Annotated in this window: 21 protein-coding genes; 11 read left to right on the top strand and 10 right to left on the bottom strand. The window is 48.4% G+C overall.

Going from position 1 to position 20763, the window contains the following annotated elements:
- Positions 1-82: 82 nt before the first annotated feature.
- The 5 genes from JI741_RS17450 to JI741_RS17430 all read right to left on the bottom strand — a co-directional run bounded on the left by JI741_RS17450 (position 83) and on the right by JI741_RS17430 (position 3252).
- The gene (locus JI741_RS17450; RefSeq protein WP_202011863.1) at positions 83-925 is read right to left on the bottom strand and encodes a universal stress protein; all 843 of its coding nucleotides are present in this window, start codon (positions 923-925) and stop codon (positions 83-85) included.
- A 72-nt stretch (positions 926-997) separates the two neighbouring features.
- Positions 998-1660 (bottom strand): DUF998 domain-containing protein, encoded by a 663-nt coding sequence (locus JI741_RS17445; RefSeq protein ID WP_202011861.1) that lies wholly within the window; start codon positions 1658-1660, stop codon positions 998-1000.
- A 55-nt stretch (positions 1661-1715) separates the two neighbouring features.
- Entirely contained in the window at positions 1716-2306 is a 591-nt protein-coding gene (locus JI741_RS17440) for a hypothetical protein (protein ID WP_202011858.1), read from the bottom strand.
- Between the two features lie 3 nt (positions 2307-2309).
- The gene (locus JI741_RS17435; protein ID WP_202011856.1) at positions 2310-2882 is read right to left on the bottom strand and encodes a DUF4136 domain-containing protein; all 573 of its coding nucleotides are present in this window, start codon (positions 2880-2882) and stop codon (positions 2310-2312) included.
- Between the two features lie 88 nt (positions 2883-2970).
- Positions 2971-3252: a BON domain-containing protein gene (locus JI741_RS17430; RefSeq protein ID WP_202011854.1), complete on the bottom strand. Its 282-nt coding sequence runs from the start codon at positions 3250-3252 to the stop codon at positions 2971-2973.
- Between the two features lie 199 nt (positions 3253-3451).
- On the opposite strand from JI741_RS17430, the gene JI741_RS17425 reads away from it, so the two are divergent.
- The 3 genes from JI741_RS17425 (at position 3452) to JI741_RS17415 (ending at position 5063) form a co-directional block, all read left to right on the top strand.
- Positions 3452-3949: a hypothetical protein gene (locus JI741_RS17425; protein ID WP_202011853.1), complete on the top strand. Its 498-nt coding sequence runs from the start codon at positions 3452-3454 to the stop codon at positions 3947-3949.
- A gap of 82 nt (positions 3950-4031) precedes the next feature.
- Complete coding sequence (locus JI741_RS17420) at positions 4032-4286, top strand: YtxH domain-containing protein (protein ID WP_202011851.1); 255 nt, start codon at positions 4032-4034, stop codon at positions 4284-4286.
- A 360-nt stretch (positions 4287-4646) separates the two neighbouring features.
- A complete protein-coding gene (locus JI741_RS17415; RefSeq protein ID WP_202011849.1) occupies positions 4647-5063 on the top strand; it encodes a response regulator in 417 nt (138 codons plus the stop codon).
- 26 nt (positions 5064-5089) lie between these two features.
- Here the strand turns inward: JI741_RS17415 and JI741_RS17410 are convergent, their stop codons facing one another.
- On the bottom strand, positions 5090-6031 hold the full coding sequence (locus JI741_RS17410) for a helix-turn-helix domain-containing protein (protein WP_202011846.1): 942 nt from the start codon (positions 6029-6031) through the stop codon (positions 5090-5092).
- Between the two features lie 68 nt (positions 6032-6099).
- Positions 6100-6972 (bottom strand): SDR family NAD(P)-dependent oxidoreductase, encoded by an 873-nt coding sequence (locus JI741_RS17405; protein ID WP_202011844.1) that lies wholly within the window; start codon positions 6970-6972, stop codon positions 6100-6102.
- Positions 6973-7126: 154 nt separating this feature from the next.
- On the opposite strand from JI741_RS17405, the gene JI741_RS17400 reads away from it, so the two are divergent.
- From JI741_RS17400 to JI741_RS17370, 6 genes are all read left to right on the top strand, one after another.
- The gene (locus tag JI741_RS17400; protein ID WP_236676125.1) at positions 7127-9205 is read left to right on the top strand and encodes a discoidin domain-containing protein; all 2079 of its coding nucleotides are present in this window, start codon (positions 7127-7129) and stop codon (positions 9203-9205) included.
- Between the two features lie 163 nt (positions 9206-9368).
- A complete protein-coding gene (locus JI741_RS17395; protein WP_202011834.1) occupies positions 9369-9941 on the top strand; it encodes a Crp/Fnr family transcriptional regulator in 573 nt (190 codons plus the stop codon).
- 398 nt (positions 9942-10339) lie between these two features.
- Complete coding sequence (locus JI741_RS17385) at positions 10340-11011, top strand: type 1 glutamine amidotransferase domain-containing protein (RefSeq protein WP_202011830.1); 672 nt, start codon at positions 10340-10342, stop codon at positions 11009-11011.
- Positions 11012-11147: 136 nt separating this feature from the next.
- Positions 11148-11492, top strand: a complete 345-nt coding sequence (locus tag JI741_RS17380) for a putative quinol monooxygenase (RefSeq protein WP_202011828.1) — start codon at positions 11148-11150, stop codon at positions 11490-11492.
- Positions 11493-11550: 58 nt separating this feature from the next.
- A complete protein-coding gene (locus JI741_RS17375) occupies positions 11551-11856 on the top strand; it encodes a putative quinol monooxygenase (protein ID WP_202011826.1) in 306 nt (101 codons plus the stop codon).
- 165 nt (positions 11857-12021) lie between these two features.
- Positions 12022-13878, top strand: a complete 1857-nt coding sequence (locus JI741_RS17370; protein WP_202011824.1) for a M1 family metallopeptidase — start codon at positions 12022-12024, stop codon at positions 13876-13878.
- A gap of 67 nt (positions 13879-13945) precedes the next feature.
- Here the strand turns inward: JI741_RS17370 and JI741_RS17365 are convergent, their stop codons facing one another.
- Complete coding sequence (locus JI741_RS17365) at positions 13946-14734, bottom strand: helix-turn-helix domain-containing protein (RefSeq protein WP_369411816.1); 789 nt, start codon at positions 14732-14734, stop codon at positions 13946-13948.
- Between the two features lie 75 nt (positions 14735-14809).
- Positions 14810-15784: an aldo/keto reductase gene (locus tag JI741_RS17360; protein ID WP_202011820.1), complete on the bottom strand. Its 975-nt coding sequence runs from the start codon at positions 15782-15784 to the stop codon at positions 14810-14812.
- A gap of 546 nt (positions 15785-16330) precedes the next feature.
- Between JI741_RS17360 and JI741_RS17355 the strand changes: the two genes are divergently transcribed.
- Both JI741_RS17355 and JI741_RS17350 read left to right on the top strand, forming a co-directional pair.
- A complete protein-coding gene (locus tag JI741_RS17355; RefSeq protein ID WP_202011818.1) occupies positions 16331-17020 on the top strand; it encodes a PAS domain-containing protein in 690 nt (229 codons plus the stop codon).
- 239 nt (positions 17021-17259) lie between these two features.
- Positions 17260-18033 (top strand): NIPSNAP family protein, encoded by a 774-nt coding sequence (locus JI741_RS17350; protein ID WP_202011816.1) that lies wholly within the window; start codon positions 17260-17262, stop codon positions 18031-18033.
- A gap of 29 nt (positions 18034-18062) precedes the next feature.
- Here JI741_RS17350 and JI741_RS17345 read toward each other — a convergent pair whose 3' ends face one another.
- Positions 18063-20489: a TonB-dependent receptor gene (locus JI741_RS17345; RefSeq protein ID WP_236676124.1), complete on the bottom strand. Its 2427-nt coding sequence runs from the start codon at positions 20487-20489 to the stop codon at positions 18063-18065.
- Positions 20490-20763 lie beyond the last annotated feature (274 nt).

Genomic DNA, 20763 nt, shown 5'->3' with positions numbered 1-20763 from the left:
CACGCAAACGAAACGTTACAAAAGAAGCGAACAGCATCGCGTTTTTAAAACGATGCTGTTCGCTTCATGTTGTATACTATGTTTAGGCCTGAGGCTTGAGGGTATAGGTCCAGACCGGATAAGCAATATGGTTCACAACATCCTCTGTGATGCTGGTGTTGAACACGTGCGACAATCCTTTCCGGGCATGCGTTGCCATGGCCACCAGGTCCATCTTTTCGCGCTCGGCGAAATCGATAATTCCTTCCTCTTCGGTGTAATGATTTTTGATGTAGGTCTTGCAATTCTCGAGGTGATAGTTTTTTATAAACTCGGCCAACGCTTCTTTGATTTCGGCGTCCCGTCTGAAGTGTGCGGGAGTGTTCACATAGAGGATGTGCAGCGTGGCACCTACAAAATTCTGCAGGGCTTTTAGTTTTTTAATGAAATCGCTCTCGTTCAGCAACAGTGCTGTGGGCACCAGAATGTTTTTGAGGGAAGCCAGTGCCACGGCCTTGGGCACACACAAAACGGGCACGGGCGAATGGCGCACCACCTTTTCGGTGACGGAGCCCACCAGCATTTCGGCCAGGCCGGAGCTGCCCGATGTGCCCATCACTACCAGGTCGATGGACTGGTCGTGAATGGTTTGTTTGATGGTTTCCAACACACTGCCCATTTCGATCTGCAACTTCACCGGGATGCCGGCCGGCATATTTTGTGTCAAGCGTTCAAATCCTGCCTGGGCGTCGGCTTCCATTTGTGAAATCAGGCCGCTACTATAACTGATGGGTGTGCTTCCATAATAGGGGTCGGTCAATGCCGGAAGATAGATCACGTGCAATACGATGATCTCTCCTTTTGATTTAGCGGCAATTTCTGTAGCCACCAGCAATGCATTGCGCGCCGGCTGAGAGAAATCGCAGGGGACAAGTATCTTTTTCATGTTTTTTTTCGAAAAGTATATATCCCAACAGAAGCGGAGTGTGACAGATGCTTGAACTTTTGATGATTGTTGTCAGTCTCTCGATGGCCTCTTTACAGTTCGCAAAGCCCCTGCCGAAAGCGCGGCTATCCAGCAAAGATAGATGCCGATGTTAATTCTTTCCCAGACGCCGATCATCGGTGTTGGCTTGTTCACGGGAATGTTTGGCGCTTCGAGACTGGTTAATGCGCCAAAGACAATCAAAAACAGGATCGACAAAATGGTATACCATCGGAACGCTTTTCCGAATGCCTTTGCACCTAAGGCCATGATAACCAACATGAGTATAACCGTCACGGCCGCCCAAACGATATGGAGCGTATCGGTTAATGTAGGCTCTTCGCCGCGGGCGTGCATCGGAGGCCAATAGCCATTGAAAAAACAATAGGCCAGGATGAGTGCGCCAATCTTGCGCAGCGGAGATTTTTGCTGCGAAGTTTTTAAAAGCCCCCAGCCAAAAGCTGCAAACAAAATCAGATAGGGAATAACAGCCAGCAGCCACAACGTGCGTGTAGGAGAGCCCAGCGCAGAGAGCTCGCTTATTGTGAGCGAAGACAGACTATAACCCTTGTATCGTAGGGGCACATAGATATTGATCGCGACATACCAGCAGGAGGAGAGAATGCCGCAGGTAAGCAGTATCTTTTCAAAAACAGGATTTGAATGATCGGTAGGAATTAAAGCTGAAGTTTTCATATTTCATGTCGTGAGGGCAATTGCAATGAAAGCTGAAGAGCGCGTTGGGAGTGACTTAAAAGTAAAACCGGAATCCATTCACAAACGTCAGTCCTTCACCGTAGCGTGGTTCACCATCCAGGGTATCGGCCGATGCCTTGCAAGCGCTGGCACCTAAGGCAAGGAAATAGCAGACGGGCACACGCGGACATTGCCGAAAGAACAACTCCGCACCCACTGCGGCAGAAAATCCCTCGACATGCTTTTGGGTGGAATAGCGTTCGTCAGGCAGAATGGTAAAAGGTCCAGCCTCAACGTATGCGACGTAGGTCCCCGCATCGGCTGTTATCCGGAACTTATAGACAAGCGAAACGCTCACCATCCGGTAAGGAGCCCAATGGTCTTGTCTTGCTTTATAACATTCAAGCCAATAGGTGCTTCCCTTAAAGCGAAGCGCCAGAGCCTTGTTCCAAAACGTAGGGGTTGTTAGTTCAGCGCTGATGCCCCAATCGTCTCCAAATTGTCCTGCACCAACAGCCAGGTTGCATCGGTTTGGTTGTGGGCGTTGTGTGGAGTCCATCTGTGCACAAACATTTTGCGACACCAGCGCCGGAAGAAGGATCGTCAGAAAGATGAATGCACCGTGCACGGCGTTGAGCTTTTTCATGGCTCACCAAATTTTTGTTGCTGTTCTTTGCTGACCAGTGATTGCCTTTGCATTGCCGGGAAAGTTCTTGAATATCTGTTCAACGGCGGTATGAATTCGGGCCTTGATCTTTTCGCTTTTGTAACGCTCATCAACGGGTGCAACGGCCCAGCCACGCCACACTAAATGCCCCGACCGGGCATCGGTGAGGTCAATGATCAATGTTCCTTCGCGGTAGGTGAAAGGTTGACGCGGCATGTCGATCCAGTACGGATCGTTGCTGTAGGCAAAGGCTCCCGAGGGCAGGGTGGCTTCCTCGTTCACAATAACCTGGTAATGCAGCATAAGGTCGGGGCCATCGCTTGATATGGCGTAGCCATGCGCAGCGAGTTGTGAGTCTACCGCCTGCTTTATCGTTCTGTCGATGAGTTCATCATGGTAGAGTGGACTTTGTGAAGACCCGGCGGTTGTCTTTGAAGCCCAGGCACATGTTCGATAGGTCCATTGATCATAATCCCATTCAAAATCGGTGTGTACCTTAAGTTGCGGGCTGCACCCTATCAGCGCTGCCAGCATGGGAATGATGTAGGGCTTCATATGGTAAGTGTTAAAGAAGTTGCTGATGCGTGTCGAACGCGACGTGATGAAATCTCCGGAACCCACGGCCGATAGTGGAAGGGCACGATTAGTGAATTTCCATGTGACCGGCATTCCAGTCGATTTCCACCCCCACACGATGCTTAATATTTTGCTGGACCTTGATCTCGTCAATCAACTGATTTACTCCGGCAACGCCGCGTATGATCTCGTTGATGAGGTCACCATGCCTGGGGCTGTTAACCTGACCGGAAACAATGACGGAGCCATCATTAGCAAGAATATAAATGTCCGACAGGCAGTCGGTCAGCTCGGGCACCGCCGCGAGTGCCGCATGAATTTCAACCATGAGGTCTTTGTTCGTTTTCATAAGGGTTGTGTTTTGTTGACATCACAAAAGAACACGTGCTTCACTATTTTTCTTATGATCCGCACCCAACTCCCCCGATGATTTCCGTCAGGAAAGAAGGGTAATCTGCAGTGCCGAACCCTGACATTTATTAGTCGACAGGCTGATTGGACTCAGCAAACCAAGCCATCTTCGCTTCCGATCTTTGAAAAAAAAACCTATGGAAAAGAAAATATTGGGTTCTCAAACCCCCGCTGATTCGTCGGCCAGAAGGCCGGTTTCTGACAAGATCGGTGACGACGCGTTGCAGACATGGCAGTCTTATCACGTCATCACTGAACAATGGAAATCCGACCTGCAATTTGAAAAAGATGAAATCGACTTCTTTCGGAAACTCATCTCCGAACATTTTGCCCGGTTTATGGACACCGCGCATGCCGAAAAAAGCAGAACGCTGACCGCCGACCTGGCGAAGCTCGAAAAGCAGCGTGTTGATCTTCAGGGTCGCATTGTGGAGCATGGAGGTCAAATGCTCAAAATTGTTCAAAATCCATTTCAATATGTAGATGAGCTGCTCTACAAGCACAATCACGAAGAACTGGAAAATGAGATGATGACCTTCTTGAAAAGTCACAGGCTACTGAAAAGAACGTTTATGCAGATTGCGGAAGAAATCCTCAGAACGGAAAAGATAATGCACATGCTATCCGGCAAATAGGCCGTGCAAAAAAGACGCTGACAAAACGTATTGTCAGTTCGGTTAACCAACCTCATCTGAAACATTAAAATTATAAATGAGCATGAATTCGAAAAAAGCATTGATGGGCATTGTCGCTGGTATTGCAGCCGGTGCCGTATTGGGCATTTTATTAGCCCCCGAAAAAGGATCACGTACACGAAGAGCCATCGTCCGGAAAGGCGAAGACCTTGCCGATGCTGTGAATGATAAAATTGATGAGAAGTTTGATGAACTTATGGACACCCTGTCGTGCCGAATGAAAAAGAACAGAACGAACTCAAAAGCAGAAACTGTAGATTCGGATGAGAACGTGTGAATTGCCAGGGAATGATGGGTAAGGTGCAAGGTGATCTCTGTCATCTTAAAACGCGCGCGGTGTTCGGTTATTGGAGTTAGTCGCCAGTCTCATCAGGCAGTTGATTTCAAAGGAGGCGAGTTGGTAGGGTGTGTCGTGTGTCAAGAGGATGACCGCAGCCAGCATATCGGCATGCTGAAACGGAAAAGATCCTTCATCTTTGTTCATGGCCCCGGCAATGGAATTGACTTGAAGACGTGCTCAGAAATGAAAAAGCGCTTCAGGCTTTCAAAATAGGTCGATTCGTTGTACCTTAGAATTTCGACGAGTCCTTTGCCCAACCTAACCCTGTCGCCGACTAATTTGAAAAAGAGTATTCTTGTGATCGACGATGATCCATTTTTTCGTTTCATGCATCAACGATTGTTGTTGGCAGTAGACCCGGGACTGGAAATCCGTATGGCTGAAGATGGGGCCGCAGGCCTTCAGGACATCCACACCTGCATTGAGGGCGCGCAGCAAATCCCAGACTATATTATCCTGGATGCAGAGATGCCCACTATGGATGGCCGCGAATTTCTGCAAGCCTTTCGGACGCTTGTTTTCCCAGGCAAGGAAAAAATACAGATCATTGTGGTCAGCACCTCGCCAAATTCTATCCCCCTCGACGGATATGAACTCTATAAGATCAGATCATTCATCAAGCCGGTGCAAATTGACCAGTTGAAACAGATCCTGCTGTATCCGGCCGAGCCTGAAGAACATAAGCACAAAAAAACTTTGGGTGTGCGGGTTTAATAATTTCACCGCGCGTCATCGGGAGATTAGTTAAACTGTTGCCTGAACTCCAGCGGCGAAAAGTTGGTCTTGCTCTTAAACAGTTTGCTGAAAGACTGTGAATATTCAAACCCTAGCGCATACGCAACTTCACCAACCGATAGATTTGTTGTCGACAGTATCTCCTTCGCTTTTTCAATCACTTTGTCATGAATGTGTTGTTGTGCGTTCCGGCCCGTGAGCGAACGCAGCATATCGCTTAAGTAGCTTGGTGACAGGTTTAGTTGCCCGGCAAGGTAGGCAACCGTGGGCACGCCCGACCGCAGGGCCGTTTCGTTGTTAAAGTAATCGATCAATATTTCTTCGAGCTTTTGCAGCAGGTCGTTGTTCGCCGCCTTTCGTGTAATGAACTGGCGTTTGTAGAAACGATTGGCAAAGTTCAGCAGCACTTCAATCTGCGAAACAACCACATCCTGACTAAAGTCGTCGATCCGGCTGTTCAGCTCGGTTTCAATCATTTTGAAAACGGAGATGATGGTTTCTTTTTCTGCTTCCGAAAGGTGCAGTGCCTCGTTGACGGCATAGGAAAAATAATTGTACTGTTTGATTTTTTTGGCCAACGGATAGCTCAGCAAAAAATCAGGATGGATCAACAAGGTGTAGACCGACGAATCTATCGAGCAGGGTGTTGTTTCGCTATTGTTCTCGTGACTGCTTCCCATAATCTGATGGGGTGCCGCGAACAACAGGCCGCCTCCTTCAAAATCATAGTGATGTAGCCCATACCGTAGTTTCCCATTGAGCATGGGTTTATACGATATCTTATAAAAATTCAGCACATGAGAACCGGAGGGTTCAATGAAGTGAGGATTTGCATCGTTGCCATGGAGCAGGCTGATCAACGGATGTTTGGGTTTGGGCAAGCCAAACTCTTTGTGTGCATCGGATATTGAATTGAACTTATGCAGGGTGTTTTCTTCCTTTTTCATTTTCAAAAATCATTTTAAGATGACAACCGATTTTGCAACGCGAACATCGGTTGTCATCTTTTGTTGTGTCAAACAATATCCTTGTTCAGGGCCTTCTCGCTAAGATTGCCCTGGGCCAAATTAGAAACCTCTTCCCATTTTTCCCACTCGGCCAAACGTTCGTCGTAGGCACGGCGCACCCACGCTAAACATTGACTTCCCAGAAAGAACCTCAGCGGTGGTTCTTCTGCGTCTACGACTTGGAACAGTGCATCGGGTGTGGCGTTGGGATCGCCGCGCTCCAGTGCTTTGAGTTGATCAAAAAAGTTTGCCTTAAACGCTCCATAAATATCGAGCCCCACAGCAAACTTCAGCGACTCGGGGCTGCCAAATTCAGTGGCATAGGCTCCGGGTTCAACGATGGTTACTTTAATGCCAAATTGTTTTACCTCCGCGGCCAGGCTTTCGTGGATGGCTTCAAAGGCCCATTTTGAAGAGCTGTAGTATCCAATAACCGGCAGGGTCACATGCCCCAGGTTGCTGGATGTGCCCACAATATGACCACCGCCCTGCTGGCGCAGCAAGGGCAACGCCGCCTGAATAACAGCAACGGGGCCAAGAACGTTTGTTTCGTAGAGCGCCCGGATGTCGTCGGCCTTCGCTTCTTCAATTGTGCCAACCAGCGAATAGCCTGCGTTGTTCAACACAATATCCAACCTTCCGAAATGTGCGTGTGCCTGCTCCACTACTTTTTTTACCTGGTCTGGTTGGGTCACGTCAAGTTCTAGGGTGAGAACGTTTTCGCCATACTTTTCTTTGAAGTCGGCAATGCTGGCCAACTTTCGTGCCGTGGCAACAACCTTGTCCCCGCGTTGCAGGGCCGCCTCTGTCCAAACGCGACCGAAGCCGCGCGATGAACCGGTGATGAACCAGACCTTTTTAGTTTTGCTTTGCTGTGTCATGTTTTTTTAATGATTTACAGAACAAAGGTCAGTGGTGGCCGTCGCCGGTGTGTGTGCTAATTGAGGGACTTTGTATCCATTTTGAGTATGGGGAGAAGTGAATTTTGCCATTGTTATCAGCTTCTGATCCGTATATTCGAAAAAAAATCTAACGATGAAAGTATTCCTCTGGGGACTTGTGGTCTCCTCGCTTTTTATGGAAAGTTCCGTTGCCCAGACGCAAGCCCCGGCGCCGGTTGGTCCGGTTCCCACACAAAATCAGATGCGATGGCAGGAAATGGAGTCTTATGCGTTTGTTCATTTTTCATTAAATACCTATACCGATCAGTCGTGGGGCTATGGGGGCGAGGACATTAAACTATTTAATCCTGAAAAATTAGACTGTCGTCAATGGGCTCGTATTTGCAAAGCGGCCGGCATGAAGGGAATCATACTCACCGCCAAACATCATAGTGGCTTTTGTCTCTGGCCATCGAAATACACAGAGTATTCGGTAAAAAATGCGCCGTGGCGCAATGGCAAGGGCGACGTGGTGCGCGAAATGGCCGATGCCTGCAAAGAATATGGACTATCGTTAGGGCTATATCTTTCGCCCTGGGACAGAAATTATGCGGACTATGGAAAACCGGAATACATCACCTATTTCCGCAACCAGCTCACCGAGCTGCTCACCAACTACGGACCGATATTCGAAGTGTGGTTCGACGGTGCCAATGGAGGCTCGGGCTACTACGGTGGCGCGAACGAGACCCGCACCATCGATCGCAAAACTTACTATGACTGGAGCAACACCTACAGCCTCATTCGAAAACTTCAGCCCAACATCGTGATCTGGAACGATGGCGGCGACCGGGGCGATCTGCGTTGGGTAGGAACTGAAGACGGTGCTGTTGGTGAAACAAACTGGAGTTTGCTGAACGACAAAGGAGACGTAGGATACGACATGTTGCATTTTGGTTTGGAAGACGGAAATGCCTGGGTGCCGGCAGAGGTGAACACGTCTATCAGGCCGGAATGGTTCTATCATCCCAGTGAAGATCTGAAAGTGAAAACAGTGCCGCAGCTAATGGATATCTACTACAATTCCGTTGGCCACAATGCCACGTTGTTGCTCAACTTTCCCATCATGCCCAATGGCCTCATTCATGCCAACGATGAAAAAGCGGCGCTTGAATTTGCCCAGGCGGTGAAAGAAGCGTTTGCCACTAATCTCGCAGCGAAATCAAAAGCCTCGGCCTCCAACGTTCGGGGAAATGCAAAAATGTTTGGCGCCTCCAACGCGATCGATAACAAGAAGGACACCTATTGGGCGGTCGATGATGGAATCACCAAAGCATCCTTAACCATCGATCTTGGCAAACCCACGACTTTTAACCGCATTGTTTTGCAGGAGCCTATCCGCCTGGGGCAACGCGTGAAAGCGTTTACCGTGGAAGCATGGGTTGATGGAAGCTGGAAGACACTGGCCACGGCAACCACCATCGGATATAAACGTATCGTTCGTTTCCCCACCGTAGCCGCCACACAGGTTCGTGTCAACATCACCGACTCAAAAAGCTGCCCCGTCATTTCCGAAATCGGCATCTATAATGCCCCACAAATTCTGAACGCACCTGCAATTGTGCGAAAACAATCGGGCGAAGTGGCCATCATTCCTGTTGACACCGAATCGGTCATTTACTACACGCTCGACGGAAGCACACCCACCACGGCGTCAACACGCTATGCCGGTCCCCTTCAAACCCAGGGCAAGCTGGAAGTGAAAGCCATTGCCCACGATAAAGAGAGTGGCAAGAGCAGCCCGGTGTCGGGTGAAAAGTTTGACCTTCCCCGAAGAGACTGGAAAATTGTAGATGAGCGCGACGAAAAGGCCTATGCCGTGCTCGACGGAGACATTCACACGGCATGGCATCAACCGAAAGACAAAAGACTTCCTGTCGATCTAACGATAGACCTGGGCAGCGAACAAAATCTATCCGGGTTCAAATACTTTCCCGATCAAAGCCCATGGAGCCCCGGCATCATCACCACCTACCGGTTCTATATGTCGAGCGACAACAAGGAATGGACGCTGGTTGACAGCGGCGAATTCGCCAACATCAAAAACAATCCCGTGTGGCAAGTCAAGACGTTTGCGCCTAGGAAAGCGCGCTATGTCAGGATTCAAGCGTTGAGCAATAGCGAAGGCAATGATACTGTCGGTTATGCGGAACTGGACGTTGTCACAAACTGATTATGCAGGGGCAACTGATCGGAATGAAAAATTATAGTTGATTTATTGCACTACTAATATTTTAACCATGTCGGTGTAGCAAAAGGGTTGAAAAAGCGAGGACAAGAACGCTGATCTGGTTGAGACATATTTCAGGAACAACGGACTTTTTGCATTATTGGATATGGAAAGATTGCGAAAGCACATAGAAGAAATCACTTCCGTCACAGATGAAGAGTTTGACTACATCAAAACATTCTTCACACTCAAGCAGGTACGAAAACATCAATACCTGCTGCAGGATGGCGACCAGGCTACACATGAATATTGTATAGCCAAGGGCATCTTCCGTGTGTTTTATGTTGACAAGGATGGAAAAGAACACATTGTTCAGTTTGCACAGCAGAACTGGTGGATGTCGGACTATGGCGCGTATTTCCATCAGAAGAAAACCAACATGCACATCGAATGCATGGAAAGCGGAGAAGTCTTCAGTACCACGCTTTATGGTCGGGAAAAATTATCGGCCGATCTTCATAAGATGGAACATTTTTTCAGAGTCAAACTCACCAACGGATATGTAGGTCAGCAACGAAGAATCATCTCCCTGTTGTCCAGCACGCCGCAACAACGCTACGAGGAATTTGCGGAGCTGTATCCAAACATGATGCAGAAAATCCCCAAAAAATACATTGCCGAATACCTCGGCGTAAGCCGCGAAACGCTCAGCCGGCTCTATTCCGAGAACCGGGCTTAAGCGCTCAGCAAGCCCCAAGCGCACCATTCCTGTCAGATTCATTTCAAAATGAACGGGCCACCATTTTAAAAGTGTGATTTCCCTCACACCTTTTTTGTGATTTCCCTCCTTCGTCCAAGGCATCGCTGTGATCTAATTTTGATTCATCAATCAAACACAGCGAACGATGAAACGCCATCTCAACCAAAAACAGATTTTCATTTCCTGCATCGGCTCTGCTAAAGAAGGAGTCTTTGCGATGGAACTGTGGTCCCCTCTGACGTGTGATTTCAGTCACACCGAAACGGTGACTCGCGTCCTTCTCGAGCGCCGTGCAGATCGTCAACTTTGTGAAAGAAATTGAGCTCAATTCAGAATAGTCAAATCAAACATTTATCAACACCTAAAATTTTAAAGCCATGAAAAAGAAAATTCTGATTATCGTTTCAAATGCAAATGCCATTGGACCATTCAACAGAAGAACTGGTACCTTTTTGCCTGAAGTAGCCCACCCTTATGCTGAATTTGACAGGGCAAACTACCAGGTTGACTTTGCCAGCCTAAGCGGCGACACACCCTATCTGGATGCGCTCCACCTGGCGTCCGATCCCGACAACCTTGCGTTCTTAACCGGAAAGGGATGGGCAGCCATGCAAAAGGCTGTGAAACTTTCGGATGTGGACGTTAAAGGATATGATGCCGTGTTTGTTCCAGGCGGTCTGGCGCCGATGGTAGACATGCCCGAAAATCCACTGCTTAAGAAAGTCATTGCCGAAACCTACGATCGCAAGGCGGTAGTGGGAGCGGTTTGTCACGGTCCCGTGTCGTTGTTGAATGTGAAACTCAGCGACGGATCATACCTGGTGAACGGCAAGAACATCGCTTCGTTCACCACTGCAGAAGAAGATAACTATGCGCGGCCCGACGTGCCATTCGATTTGCAGACGGCACTCACCAACCAGGGAGCAAAGTTCCACGCCGCCGCGCCATGGTCTGCCAATAGCATTGCAGATGGTCGCCTGGTAACCGGTCAAAATCCCGCGTCTGCCAAAGGTGTTGCCGAAAAGATGATCACCATCCTGGAAGCATAATAAGGTGCATGCCATCGGGTTGTCTCAAAAGGACTGGCGCAACGTCTGAGTTGTTTTGAGGCAATCCGTTCATGACCGTTCTGCTATTGGGGTGCTGAGGTGGGATAGACGACTCGAAATTTTAAATGAAAGATTTATGAGTAAGAAAACAATTCACGTATTCACAAAATGGCAGGTGAAAGAAGGTCAGATGAACGCATTGCTCAGCCTGTTTGTGGAAGTAGTAAGAAGAAGTATTGAAGAACCGGGCAACCTGTACTACAAAGTACATCAGAGCAAAACAGATCCCAACACCTTGTTGATATTTGAAGGCTATATTGATGAAGCTGCCTTCGCGGAACACCTGCAGTTGGAGCACGCTCAAAACCTGGTGGAGGGAGAAATTTCCGCACTATTGAAGGAGCGCGAAGTTATCGTTGGCACCCAGCTCATGTTTGCTTTGCCGGGTGTTCCGTTACGTCAGAGGGTTCCGGTGTTGTAGCGCCGCGTGCCGGGAAAGCAGATAAATAAATCTTAACATCTATAAAATCAAAACGACTATGAAATCAAAACCAGTGCATGTATTTGCCAAATGGCGCGTTAAAGAAGGTCAGTTGCAAACCGTGTTGACCCTCTTAAAGGAGGTATCGGAAAAGAGCACGAAAGAAGCGGGCAACCTTGTTTACAAAGTCTATCAAAGCAATGCCGACGCCAATACCATTCTATTGTTTGAAGGATATGCAGACGAAGAGGCGGTGACGAGGCACCGTGAATCGGAACATTTTCAAAAGCTTGTTGTGGAAAAAATTGTACCCTTGCTGGAAAACCGCGAGGTTGTTCTGGCCACGCAGCTGACGTTTGATTAAATGTTTCTTTGTGTTTCTATTTGAATCGAAAGGCCGGTGCCCGGCATGAACAAGCAAGGTCCCGATGAACTGTGGAGCCACATCAAACACGTTTGATGTGGTTTTTCCATGCCCTCCATCCGTGAAAACTGGCCGGGTTTTGTTTAGTTTTGAAACCTGACTAATATGATCCGAATCGCCCTACTTGTCTTTGCCAGCCTGCAATGCCTGGCCCAAACGCAACTGCCCGTTGCCACCAATTTCAGGAAGAGCTATCGCGATCATGTCAGGGATAGGAGTGGGGTGCCTGGAAAAAACTATTGGCAAAATCGGGCTGACTATTCCATTCGCGTACAGTTTTCTCCCGAAACACGTTTACTATCTGGGCATGTTGATATTCAATATCTGAACAACAGTCCCGACACACTTTCGAAGGTTGTGTTCAAACTCTTCCCCAATCTCTACAAAACCGAATCGATCAGGGCCAAACCTGTTTCCGGCAGTGATCTTGGCAAGGGTGTCGACATAGAATCGCTTGTGATAGATGGCCAATCGATAGACTCGAAAAAGATATCCATTCGCGGAACAAATATGACGGTGCAGGGCGTAACTGTTTTGCCTGGGAACAAGCTCAGCGTCAGTTTGAAATATTCTTATCTGTTAAATGAACACTCGTTCATCCGAACGGGTCAGGTAGATCCGGGGGCATTTGTGGTGGCCTATTTTTTTCCACGCATTGCCGTCTATGACGACATAGACGGGTGGAATGAATATGCCTACATGGGGTTTGATGAATTTTACAATGACTATGGCGACTTCCATGTTGAAATTTCTGTTCCGGGCGACTACCAGGTTTGGTGTACGGGCGACCTGATAAACGCCTGGAGTGTTCTTCACGATAAGGAAATACAACGCATTGAGAAAGCAAGCACGAGCGACGGCATTGTCGACATCATCACAAAAGAAGACATCGCTGCGGGTTTTGTCAGCAAAAGCAATGTTCGAAACACCTGGATATTCGAAGCCACCGACGTTCCCGATGTAGCTTTCACAACCAGCAATCACTACATCTGGAAGTCGGGCAGTGTGCTGGTCGATTCGGCAGCAAACAAAAGAGTGCGTGTTGATGCAGTTTATAATCCCGATCACATTCAATATGAACCGGTTGTCGGCTATGCGAAGGGCACCGTATCGGCCATGCGCAATGTTTTTCCAAAAGTCGTATTTCCCTATTCGCACATCACAATTTTTGATGGTCTTGATGCGATGGAATATCCCATGATGGTGAACAACCTGCCCTTTGAAGAGGCACAACAGATTGTGCAGTTTACGGCGCATGAAGTTTTTCATACACTGTTTCCGTTCTATGTGGGCACCAATGAAACCAAATACTCCTTTATGGATGAGGGTCTGGCAACTCTGGCAGAATTCACGCTGCCTCCCCTGATTGCCCCTGAAGTTCCTATACACTACGAGATTAATGAAGTTAATGAAACGGCTGGCGCGGACTACGACAACCCGATCATTACACTCACACCCCAACTGAATCGCAAATCAAGATTTTCGAATAAAGACCTGAAACCTGCACTTGGATTTCACTATGTGAAAGACATGTTGGGCGATGAAAAATTTTCGGAGGCGCTACGATACTTTATCGTTCACTGGAAAGGCAAACACCCGTCGCCAAACGACTTTTTCAATTGCATGAACACGGGGGCCGGCGTGGACCTTAGTTGGTTTTGGGTGGACTGGTTTTATAATCAAATCCGTCCCGACCTGGCCATTGGAAACGTTACGCATCGCGGATCGCAATACGTGATCGAAGTAAAGAAAGCAGGAGTGGGCAGCACGCCCGTTCATCTTGATATAGAATATTCGGACGGCACGCATGAACAACGTTCATCACACATCGGCTGTTGGTCGAAGGGGAACAATTCCGTTGTCTATAAGATCAAAACAGCAAAGCAGATTCAACGGATTGTGTTGGGTAATGCTTTTGATGCAGATATTGACAAGTCTAACAATGTCTGGAATAAACAATAGTCGACTTATGTGACGGGTTGCTCCGCGAAAGGCATGTGATATTCCTACACTTTCCACGACGAAGCCGCTACCCTGAAATTGACTTTTCGGTGGGTGCCTTGCCAAACTTCTTCTTAAAAGAATTTGAGAAATGGGAGAGGCTTTCGAAGCCCAGGTCGAGATAGATGGCTGATGGTTTTTTGTTTTTGTTGTCGATGAGGTTTTTGGCTTCTGTCAGCCTCCTTTCCTGCAACCATTGTCGCGGAGCCATACCGAATGTTTTTTGGAAATCGCGTTTGAAACCCGCCAGGCTTCTTCCGGTGAGCTCGGCAAATTCTTTAACCGGAATGTTATAGTGAAAATGGCTGACCATAAATTTTTCCAGATCGATCTTGTGGGGTTCCGAAAAGTCAAACAACACACTGCTGAGCCGCGGCATGGCATGCAGTAGCAACTTCACGGCTTCCTTCACTTTCAAAAGGCCGATGTCGTTCGTTATGGATTCTTCCGGGTTGCGAACGTATGGAATCACCGATTGAAAATAGGCCTTCAGAAATTCATTGGAAGGAATGAGAATGTTGGGTGGCCCCACATATTTTTCTTGCACCGCAAGGTGTTCCTCAAGCGCAATCTTTCTGAGCAGATCTTCTCTTAGTGAGATGACGATCGTTTCATAATATTCGCCAGGCAGAGGAGTTTTGGTGATTTGCCCCAGTTGATTTTTCCCAATCAGCAACATCTCACCACTGCTCATGGAAATGGTCTGTGCGGCGGTCTCTAATGTAAAGTGTCCCGACACCTGCAGCACCAGGGTGTTGTTAGAGAGAAAGCCCACTTTCTCCTTTCGCGAAGTAGAGAAATAGGAGTAAAAAAGCACTCCCGGGATTATTTCGTTGGGATTTGTCATTATGTAAAGATATAAAAAACAGAAGGGGGCGTTGTGCCCCCATCGTCATCTTTGCAGGTAAGTGCCGCCCAGTATCGATCCGGGCGAAAAGTGAGTGTTAAGAGTTTTCATCTCTTCGGTCGTGAATTCGATAGCCGTGGCCTGTATGTTTTCTGGCAGGCGCGATCTGCGGCCCATGCTAACCAAGGGCATGATGTGACCGCCTTGCGCATTCACCCAGGCAATTGCCAGTTGTGTAGGCGTGAATCCTTTTGCTTTGGCTAGCTGTTTTAAGACCTCAACTTTTTCCAGATTCTTGATCAGGTTTTCGCCTTGAAAGCGTGAGAAGTGATTTTGGTAACTTCCCGGAGCAAGCGGCGCCTTCATGTCGCCGGTCAGCAACCCCTCGGCGGTGTTGGCAAAAGCGACCACCCCAATGCCCAGTTCTTTCGCGGTTGGAAGAAGATCACTTTCTATCTGGCGATCGGCCAACGAATAGCCTATCTCCAATGCTGCGACGGGGTGCACAGCGTGTGCCTTGCGCAGTTGATCGGCACTGATCTCGGACACGCCAAGGTGACGCACCTTTCCTTCTTTGATGAGGTCCGCTATTGTGCCGATCACATCTTCTACAGGAACACTGTTGTCGAGTCTGCAGGGCTGATACAGATCAATGGTGTCGATGCCCAAACGCACCAGCGAATAGTTGATAAAGTTCTTGATGGAGTTGGGGCGAAGGTCCAACCCAAGCCATTGGCCGCCATAGAAGATGGCACCAAACTTAACGCTGATGAAGGCCTCGTCTCTTCTTCCTTTGATGGCGCGGCCCACCAGCATTTCGTTGTGACCGTGCGCGTAGAAGTCGCCGGTGTTCAAAAAGTTGATGCCACGGTCAAGCGCCTCGTGAATGGTAGCGATGCTTTCGCTTTCGTCGTTGGCCGTGCTGCCCCACACGGACGACATGCGCATGCAGCCTAATCCTAGTTTAGATACCAGCGGGCCGTTATTGCCCAGTGCTATTTTTTTGATTGTTGTTGTCATTGCTTGTTATTGTTTTTGATTTGTGACAACAAAGGTCAGCCATTGCGTCGTCTGGCTGCTTTCTTCCAGGGCTCAATTTACTTGTCTGTATAGCTCGCCTATTTTTATCGACGTTGGCTTCGTGGCGGCTGCATCGATCTGTGGTCAGAAAAACCACATGCCCGGATATCGCCGAAGAAATTTTGGATGTAAGGGTTCGGACCTACCCAAACCGGGGGCATTTTGTATTGTATTTCCTAAACGCATCAATGCCATGACAGCCGTAACCAAGTCTGAGCTTGGAGCAAAAGCCCTTAAAAGGCTATATTAGTCCTCCGATTTTAAATTAGCGGCACCTTTGCCATGAACCTTGTTTCCAACTCCCATCACCGGCGTCAACGCACACGCAAATGGCTAAGATTCATACTGCTTGCTGCAATTTTGATGATCCTGGTGACTTTATGTTTGCTGTTCTATGTAGCCTTGAAACATGCACCAGACTCGGCTATGGGGTTGATCACTCTTTTTGTGATTTCAGTTCTCGGCTGCGCGTATATAATTTGGTTGATGCTGGTGGTTAAAACAGCGCGCGATGCCGAAGAGATTGTGCAACATGAAAATGAAGAACGCTACCGTTCCATTATCGCAGTCTCGCTCACGGGAGCCTGGGAGTATCATTCGGACACCGGCTACCTGTGGTGCAGCCCGGAATATTATACCATGCTTGGATTTTCGGAGGAAGAATTTTTTCAAACACGAAAGCGAAACCTGAACGACGCCTGGATCGGCCAGCTTCATCCGGATGACTTTCAGTCGGCCACGGGCAAGTTTGAAAAGTACGTGAAAGGCGGGGCGAAGGGTATGTATGAAAACGTGTTTCGATTGCGTCACAAAGACGGTTCCTGGCTTTGGATATTGTCACGCGGCCGCACGCTGCGCAAGCCCGATGGTTCGGTTGGCAACGTAACGCTGGGTACCCACATTAACGTTACAGACAAAAAGAATCTTGAGATAGAATTGCGCAAGCACTATGAACAATTGCTTCGCTATTCGTTTTCGAATGCCCACCAGGTGCGCGGCCCGGTGGCGCGAATGTTAGGACTGCTCAGTTTGATCCGCCTGGAGGAGACCATCGACTATAAATGGCTTACACAAAAGGTGGAATACGAAGTGGAGGAGCTGGACAAAATCACGGGCACCATTGCCCGGGAGCTCGACGAAATTGTGAAATATACTCCGCAGGAAGACGACCAGTAGCACTCCAATTTGTTTTTGACCGATATCTCAGGCACACCTTTTCACGTTGAAATACCCATGAATAGGGTAAAAGGATTTCGGGATAAATATGGTATTTTAGAACGTTATGTTTCTCTGTTAAGATCTTTGAAAGTTCTTCTGTGTGGAAATCTTTTGCGCAGGAATTTTGTCATTGGCTTCACAGTGTAATGGAAGCATCGCACACAGCATTCGTTTATCTATTAAAAACTATAACCATTATGCAACGCAGAAAATTTCTCCAATCTTCACTTGTGGCTACCGCGGCCGTCAGCATCAATCCTGCCCGGGCGGGCGAAAAAGATCCATCCCAAAAAGAAGTATATGAGTGGCGTGAATATGAGATGCGCTTTGGTTCCGACCAAGGGCAACTGGACGAGTATCTTAAGACGGCGCTTATTCCTGCACTGAATAAACATGGCGTGAAAACCGTTGGCGTGTTTAAAGACTGGAGTCATTCGGAACCCCGTAAATTTTATTTGCTGGCGCCTTATTCTTCTCTTGATAGCTACCTCACCATAAATTCAAAAGTGAAAGCAGACGTGGACTATATTAAAAACAGCGCAGCCTATAACAGCATAGCGGCCGACAAAGCTTTATACACCCGCTTCACGTCTTCGCTGATGATTGCTTTTGATGGTTTCCCTGCCCTGGTTGTGCCGTCGGGCGAACGGATATTTGAATTGAGAACCTATGAGGGGTATAGCGAAGACGCCGTAAGAAGAAAAATCAAGATGTTTAACGACGGCGAGTTTCCCATTTTCAGCAGAGCGAAACTGAACCCGGTGTTCTGTGGCGAAGTGATTGCCGGCGACAGACAACCCCGCCTCACATACATGATCACCTGCAAAAACATGGAAGAACGCGACAAGGGATGGTCTGCATTCGTGGCCGATCCCGAATGGAAAAAACTGGTTGGCGATCCACAGTATGCAAATACGATTTCCAAGATTACTAACACCTTTTTGGTGCCCGCGCCTTATTCGCAGGTCTAGGTAGAACCGCAGGTTTCGGTGGTGTGCGATCAATCCGCCACCGTTTCCTCACGTTGTTTCCGTGCCGATTTCACGCGGTTGATCCGGTAGCTTACGGCCAGGTTGATTTGTCTTCGGCGGAATTGGTTGCTACGGTCGCTGTAGAAGATTTCGCCTTCGGCCACGCTGCGTTGGATGCGGGAATTGAAAACGTCAAGGATGTTGAGGTTGAGGGTGCCCTTTCCTTTGAAGATGTCTTTGCTGAACGACACATCCATATACTTTAGCGCTTTCCGGCTTCCCTGCACGGTCTTCTGGGGTGCTTCATAGTTCATGCGCAATTGAAAGTCAATGTTCGCGGGAAGGGAAAAGCGCGATGTTTGCCGGGCGAACCAGCTGTAGGTGGTGGTTTTATAGCCACTCTCGATGTTGCTGCCGTCCACGCTGGCATAGAAGAAGTTAGCGTTCGCGTCGAACTTCCACCATTTGGTGATGTCGAACGTGCCCGATACTTCCAGGCCGTAAGCTTTTTCGGAGAGCAAATTGCGCGGCATGGTGGTGGCATTGCCGTTTTCATCGACGATCCTGATCTGATCTATTTTGTCGTTTGTGCTCCGGCTATACAACGACGACGACAACGAACCGCTTTCAAAATATTTCATGTGTCCCACTTCAATCACATTGCTGAACTCGGGGTTGAGATCGGGGTTGCCACTGAAATAATTCCGGCTATCCGAATAGGTCATGAAGGGGCTGAGGTCGTTGTAGAAAGGACGTCGCACCCGGCGGCTATAGCTCAGCTGCAAACTGTTTTCTTTCGGTAGGGCAAAGGTGACGTGCACGCTGGGGAAAAGATTGTTGTATTTGCGTGGATTCACTTCGCTGGTTTTCTGCAACGTCGTTTTCACATCGGTCCACTCGGCGCGAAGGCCTGCCTGGTAGGAGAACCATTTCGATTTGTTGCCGAGAATTCCATAGGCCGCGGTGATGGTTTCGTCATAATAAAAGATGTTGTCCAGATCGCCCACCACAGAGAAGCTGCCGTCTGGATTTTGTTGTGTCACCACGTAGTCGTTGATCATGTTTCTGTCGCTTCTGCGGAAGCCGCCTTCCAGCTTTCCTTCTTTGGCAATGGGCCGCGTGTAGTCTACCTGAACCAGGAATTGTTTCTCGCTTTCGTCGTTCAGCGATTTTTGGAGGATGGCCTGCGAAGCATCTTCCGTTCCGTCGGGTTGGAAGAAATGTTGTGTGAAGGTTTGGTCGGAGCTTTCCCAGTTGTCGAGATACTTCACTTCTGTGAGCAACTCGTGTCCTTTGCCCGGGAAGATTTTTTTATAGATCAGTGAATATTCGGAGTTGGGCTCTGCTTCGGTTTCATCCTGGCGGCGCGTGGAGTAGTCTACCATGTGGTCTTTGGAAAACAGGTAGTCCTTATACACAATGTCGGTGAGGCGTTTGGCATCGCTTCTTCTGAAAAGATATGAGCCGGTGAGGATGCTTTTTTCTGAAAAATAGTAGTCGATGCCTCCGCGAATGTTGTTGTTGAGTCCTTTCATTGTCGATTGGTTGGTTTGATCGAGAATGAAGGTGGTGTCGTTTACGTAGGTTTCCTGGTACATGGAACTTCTGCCCGGCTGATCGCGATAAGCAAAGCCGTAGTTGATAAAGAAGTTTATTTTTTTGCGCCGGTAGTTTAGGTTGGCAGCCAGGCCATAGTTTGTGGGATGGCCCGTAATCACATCGATAGAGCCATTGAAGCCCTCGTTCTTTTCCTTCTTCAGCACAATGTTAATGATCCCCCCTAAACCTTCGGCCTCATAGCGCGCCGACGGGTTTGTGATCACTTCAACCCGCTCAATCATGCTGGCTTGCAACTGTTGCAGGCCGGCGCCGCCTTTAAAACTTACTAAACCCGAGGGCTTGCCGTCGATTAATATTTTCACGTTGTCGCTGCCTCTCAATTTCACATTACCTTCCGGGTCCACCGCCACTGAAGGGATGTTCATCAAAATGTCAGACGCCGTGCCGCCGCTGTTGGCCAGGTCTTGTCCCACGTTGAAGATCTTCTTGTCGAGCGACAGTTCCATCGAACTTTTTTGGGCCTGCACCACCACTTCCTGAAGCACATCTACTTTGGGTTTTATGAACAGCGTTCCCAGGTCCACATGCAAAACATCCGAAGAAACGGTGAATGGATTGCTTTGAGAAGCACCATAGCCAACAAAATTGATCACGGCATAATACTGACCTCGGGGCACTTCGATGGTGAATTTCCCCTGCTCGTCGGTGAGGTTTCCATTGATGAGCTTGTTGTCGCCCACCGCATGAATGGCAATGCTGGCATAACCAAGCGGCAGTGCAGAAAGTGAATCGACCACCTGACCTTTCACCGTGCCTTTGTTTTGGGCATGGCCCACCAGCGCAGATAGCAGGAGTGAAGCAAAAACGACAATGCCTACCGAGCGTTTGCCAGGCAAACTTTTCGAAACGAGGTGTAGGATAGAATGCTGTGTAGAGACTTTCAATTTGGGGGCTTTGAATGCGTGACCTAAGATAGGGCAAATGAAAAAACAATGGGCACCACTTATCAGGAAATGGAGCCATTGTAACAGAATATACCTTACCTGGCTGGTCTGGGTTGCTCGCGGGGAACGATGGAATTTTGTTGACAAGCCGGAAAAAAACGGGAACGCAATCCATCTCAAATCACCAATACCGATACCGTTGTAAGACGATGAAGTCAAGTTCCTG

It is taken from the genome of Chryseolinea lacunae, from assembly GCF_016735595.1.
Classification (GTDB): Bacteria; Bacteroidota; Bacteroidia; order Cytophagales; family Cyclobacteriaceae; genus Chryseolinea; species Chryseolinea lacunae.
Note: the sequence above shows the minus strand (reverse complement) of the source record. Positions and strands in the feature narration are given on the sequence as shown.

What these genes read in the sequence shown, in the direction of transcription:
- JI741_RS17450 (WP_202011863.1), bottom strand. Translation starts at nt 925, where the DNA reads ATGAAAAAGATACTTGTCCCCTGCGATTTCTCTCAGCCGGCGCGCAAT.
- JI741_RS17445 (WP_202011861.1), bottom strand. Translation starts at nt 1,660, where the DNA reads ATGAAAACTTCAGCTTTAATTCCTACCGATCATTCAAATCCTGTTTTT.
- JI741_RS17440 (WP_202011858.1), bottom strand. Translation starts at nt 2,306, where the DNA reads ATGAAAAAGCTCAACGCCGTGCACGGTGCATTCATCTTTCTGACGATC.
- JI741_RS17435 (WP_202011856.1), bottom strand. Translation starts at nt 2,882, where the DNA reads ATGAAGCCCTACATCATTCCCATGCTGGCAGCGCTGATAGGGTGCAGC.
- JI741_RS17430 (WP_202011854.1), bottom strand. Translation starts at nt 3,252, where the DNA reads ATGAAAACGAACAAAGACCTCATGGTTGAAATTCATGCGGCACTCGCG.
- JI741_RS17425 (WP_202011853.1), top strand. Translation starts at nt 3,452, where the DNA reads ATGGAAAAGAAAATATTGGGTTCTCAAACCCCCGCTGATTCGTCGGCC.
- JI741_RS17420 (WP_202011851.1), top strand. Translation starts at nt 4,032, where the DNA reads ATGAATTCGAAAAAAGCATTGATGGGCATTGTCGCTGGTATTGCAGCC.
- JI741_RS17410 (WP_202011846.1), bottom strand. Translation starts at nt 6,031, where the DNA reads ATGAAAAAGGAAGAAAACACCCTGCATAAGTTCAATTCAATATCCGAT.
- JI741_RS17405 (WP_202011844.1), bottom strand. Translation starts at nt 6,972, where the DNA reads ATGACACAGCAAAGCAAAACTAAAAAGGTCTGGTTCATCACCGGTTCA.
- JI741_RS17400 (WP_236676125.1), top strand. Translation starts at nt 7,127, where the DNA reads ATGAAAGTATTCCTCTGGGGACTTGTGGTCTCCTCGCTTTTTATGGAA.
- JI741_RS17395 (WP_202011834.1), top strand. Translation starts at nt 9,369, where the DNA reads ATGGAAAGATTGCGAAAGCACATAGAAGAAATCACTTCCGTCACAGAT.
- JI741_RS17385 (WP_202011830.1), top strand. Translation starts at nt 10,340, where the DNA reads ATGAAAAAGAAAATTCTGATTATCGTTTCAAATGCAAATGCCATTGGA.
- JI741_RS17380 (WP_202011828.1), top strand. Translation starts at nt 11,148, where the DNA reads ATGAGTAAGAAAACAATTCACGTATTCACAAAATGGCAGGTGAAAGAA.
- JI741_RS17375 (WP_202011826.1), top strand. Translation starts at nt 11,551, where the DNA reads ATGAAATCAAAACCAGTGCATGTATTTGCCAAATGGCGCGTTAAAGAA.
- JI741_RS17370 (WP_202011824.1), top strand. Translation starts at nt 12,022, where the DNA reads ATGATCCGAATCGCCCTACTTGTCTTTGCCAGCCTGCAATGCCTGGCC.
- JI741_RS17360 (WP_202011820.1), bottom strand. Translation starts at nt 15,784, where the DNA reads ATGACAACAACAATCAAAAAAATAGCACTGGGCAATAACGGCCCGCTG.
- JI741_RS17355 (WP_202011818.1), top strand. Translation starts at nt 16,331, where the DNA reads ATGCTGGTGGTTAAAACAGCGCGCGATGCCGAAGAGATTGTGCAACAT.
- JI741_RS17350 (WP_202011816.1), top strand. Translation starts at nt 17,260, where the DNA reads ATGCAACGCAGAAAATTTCTCCAATCTTCACTTGTGGCTACCGCGGCC.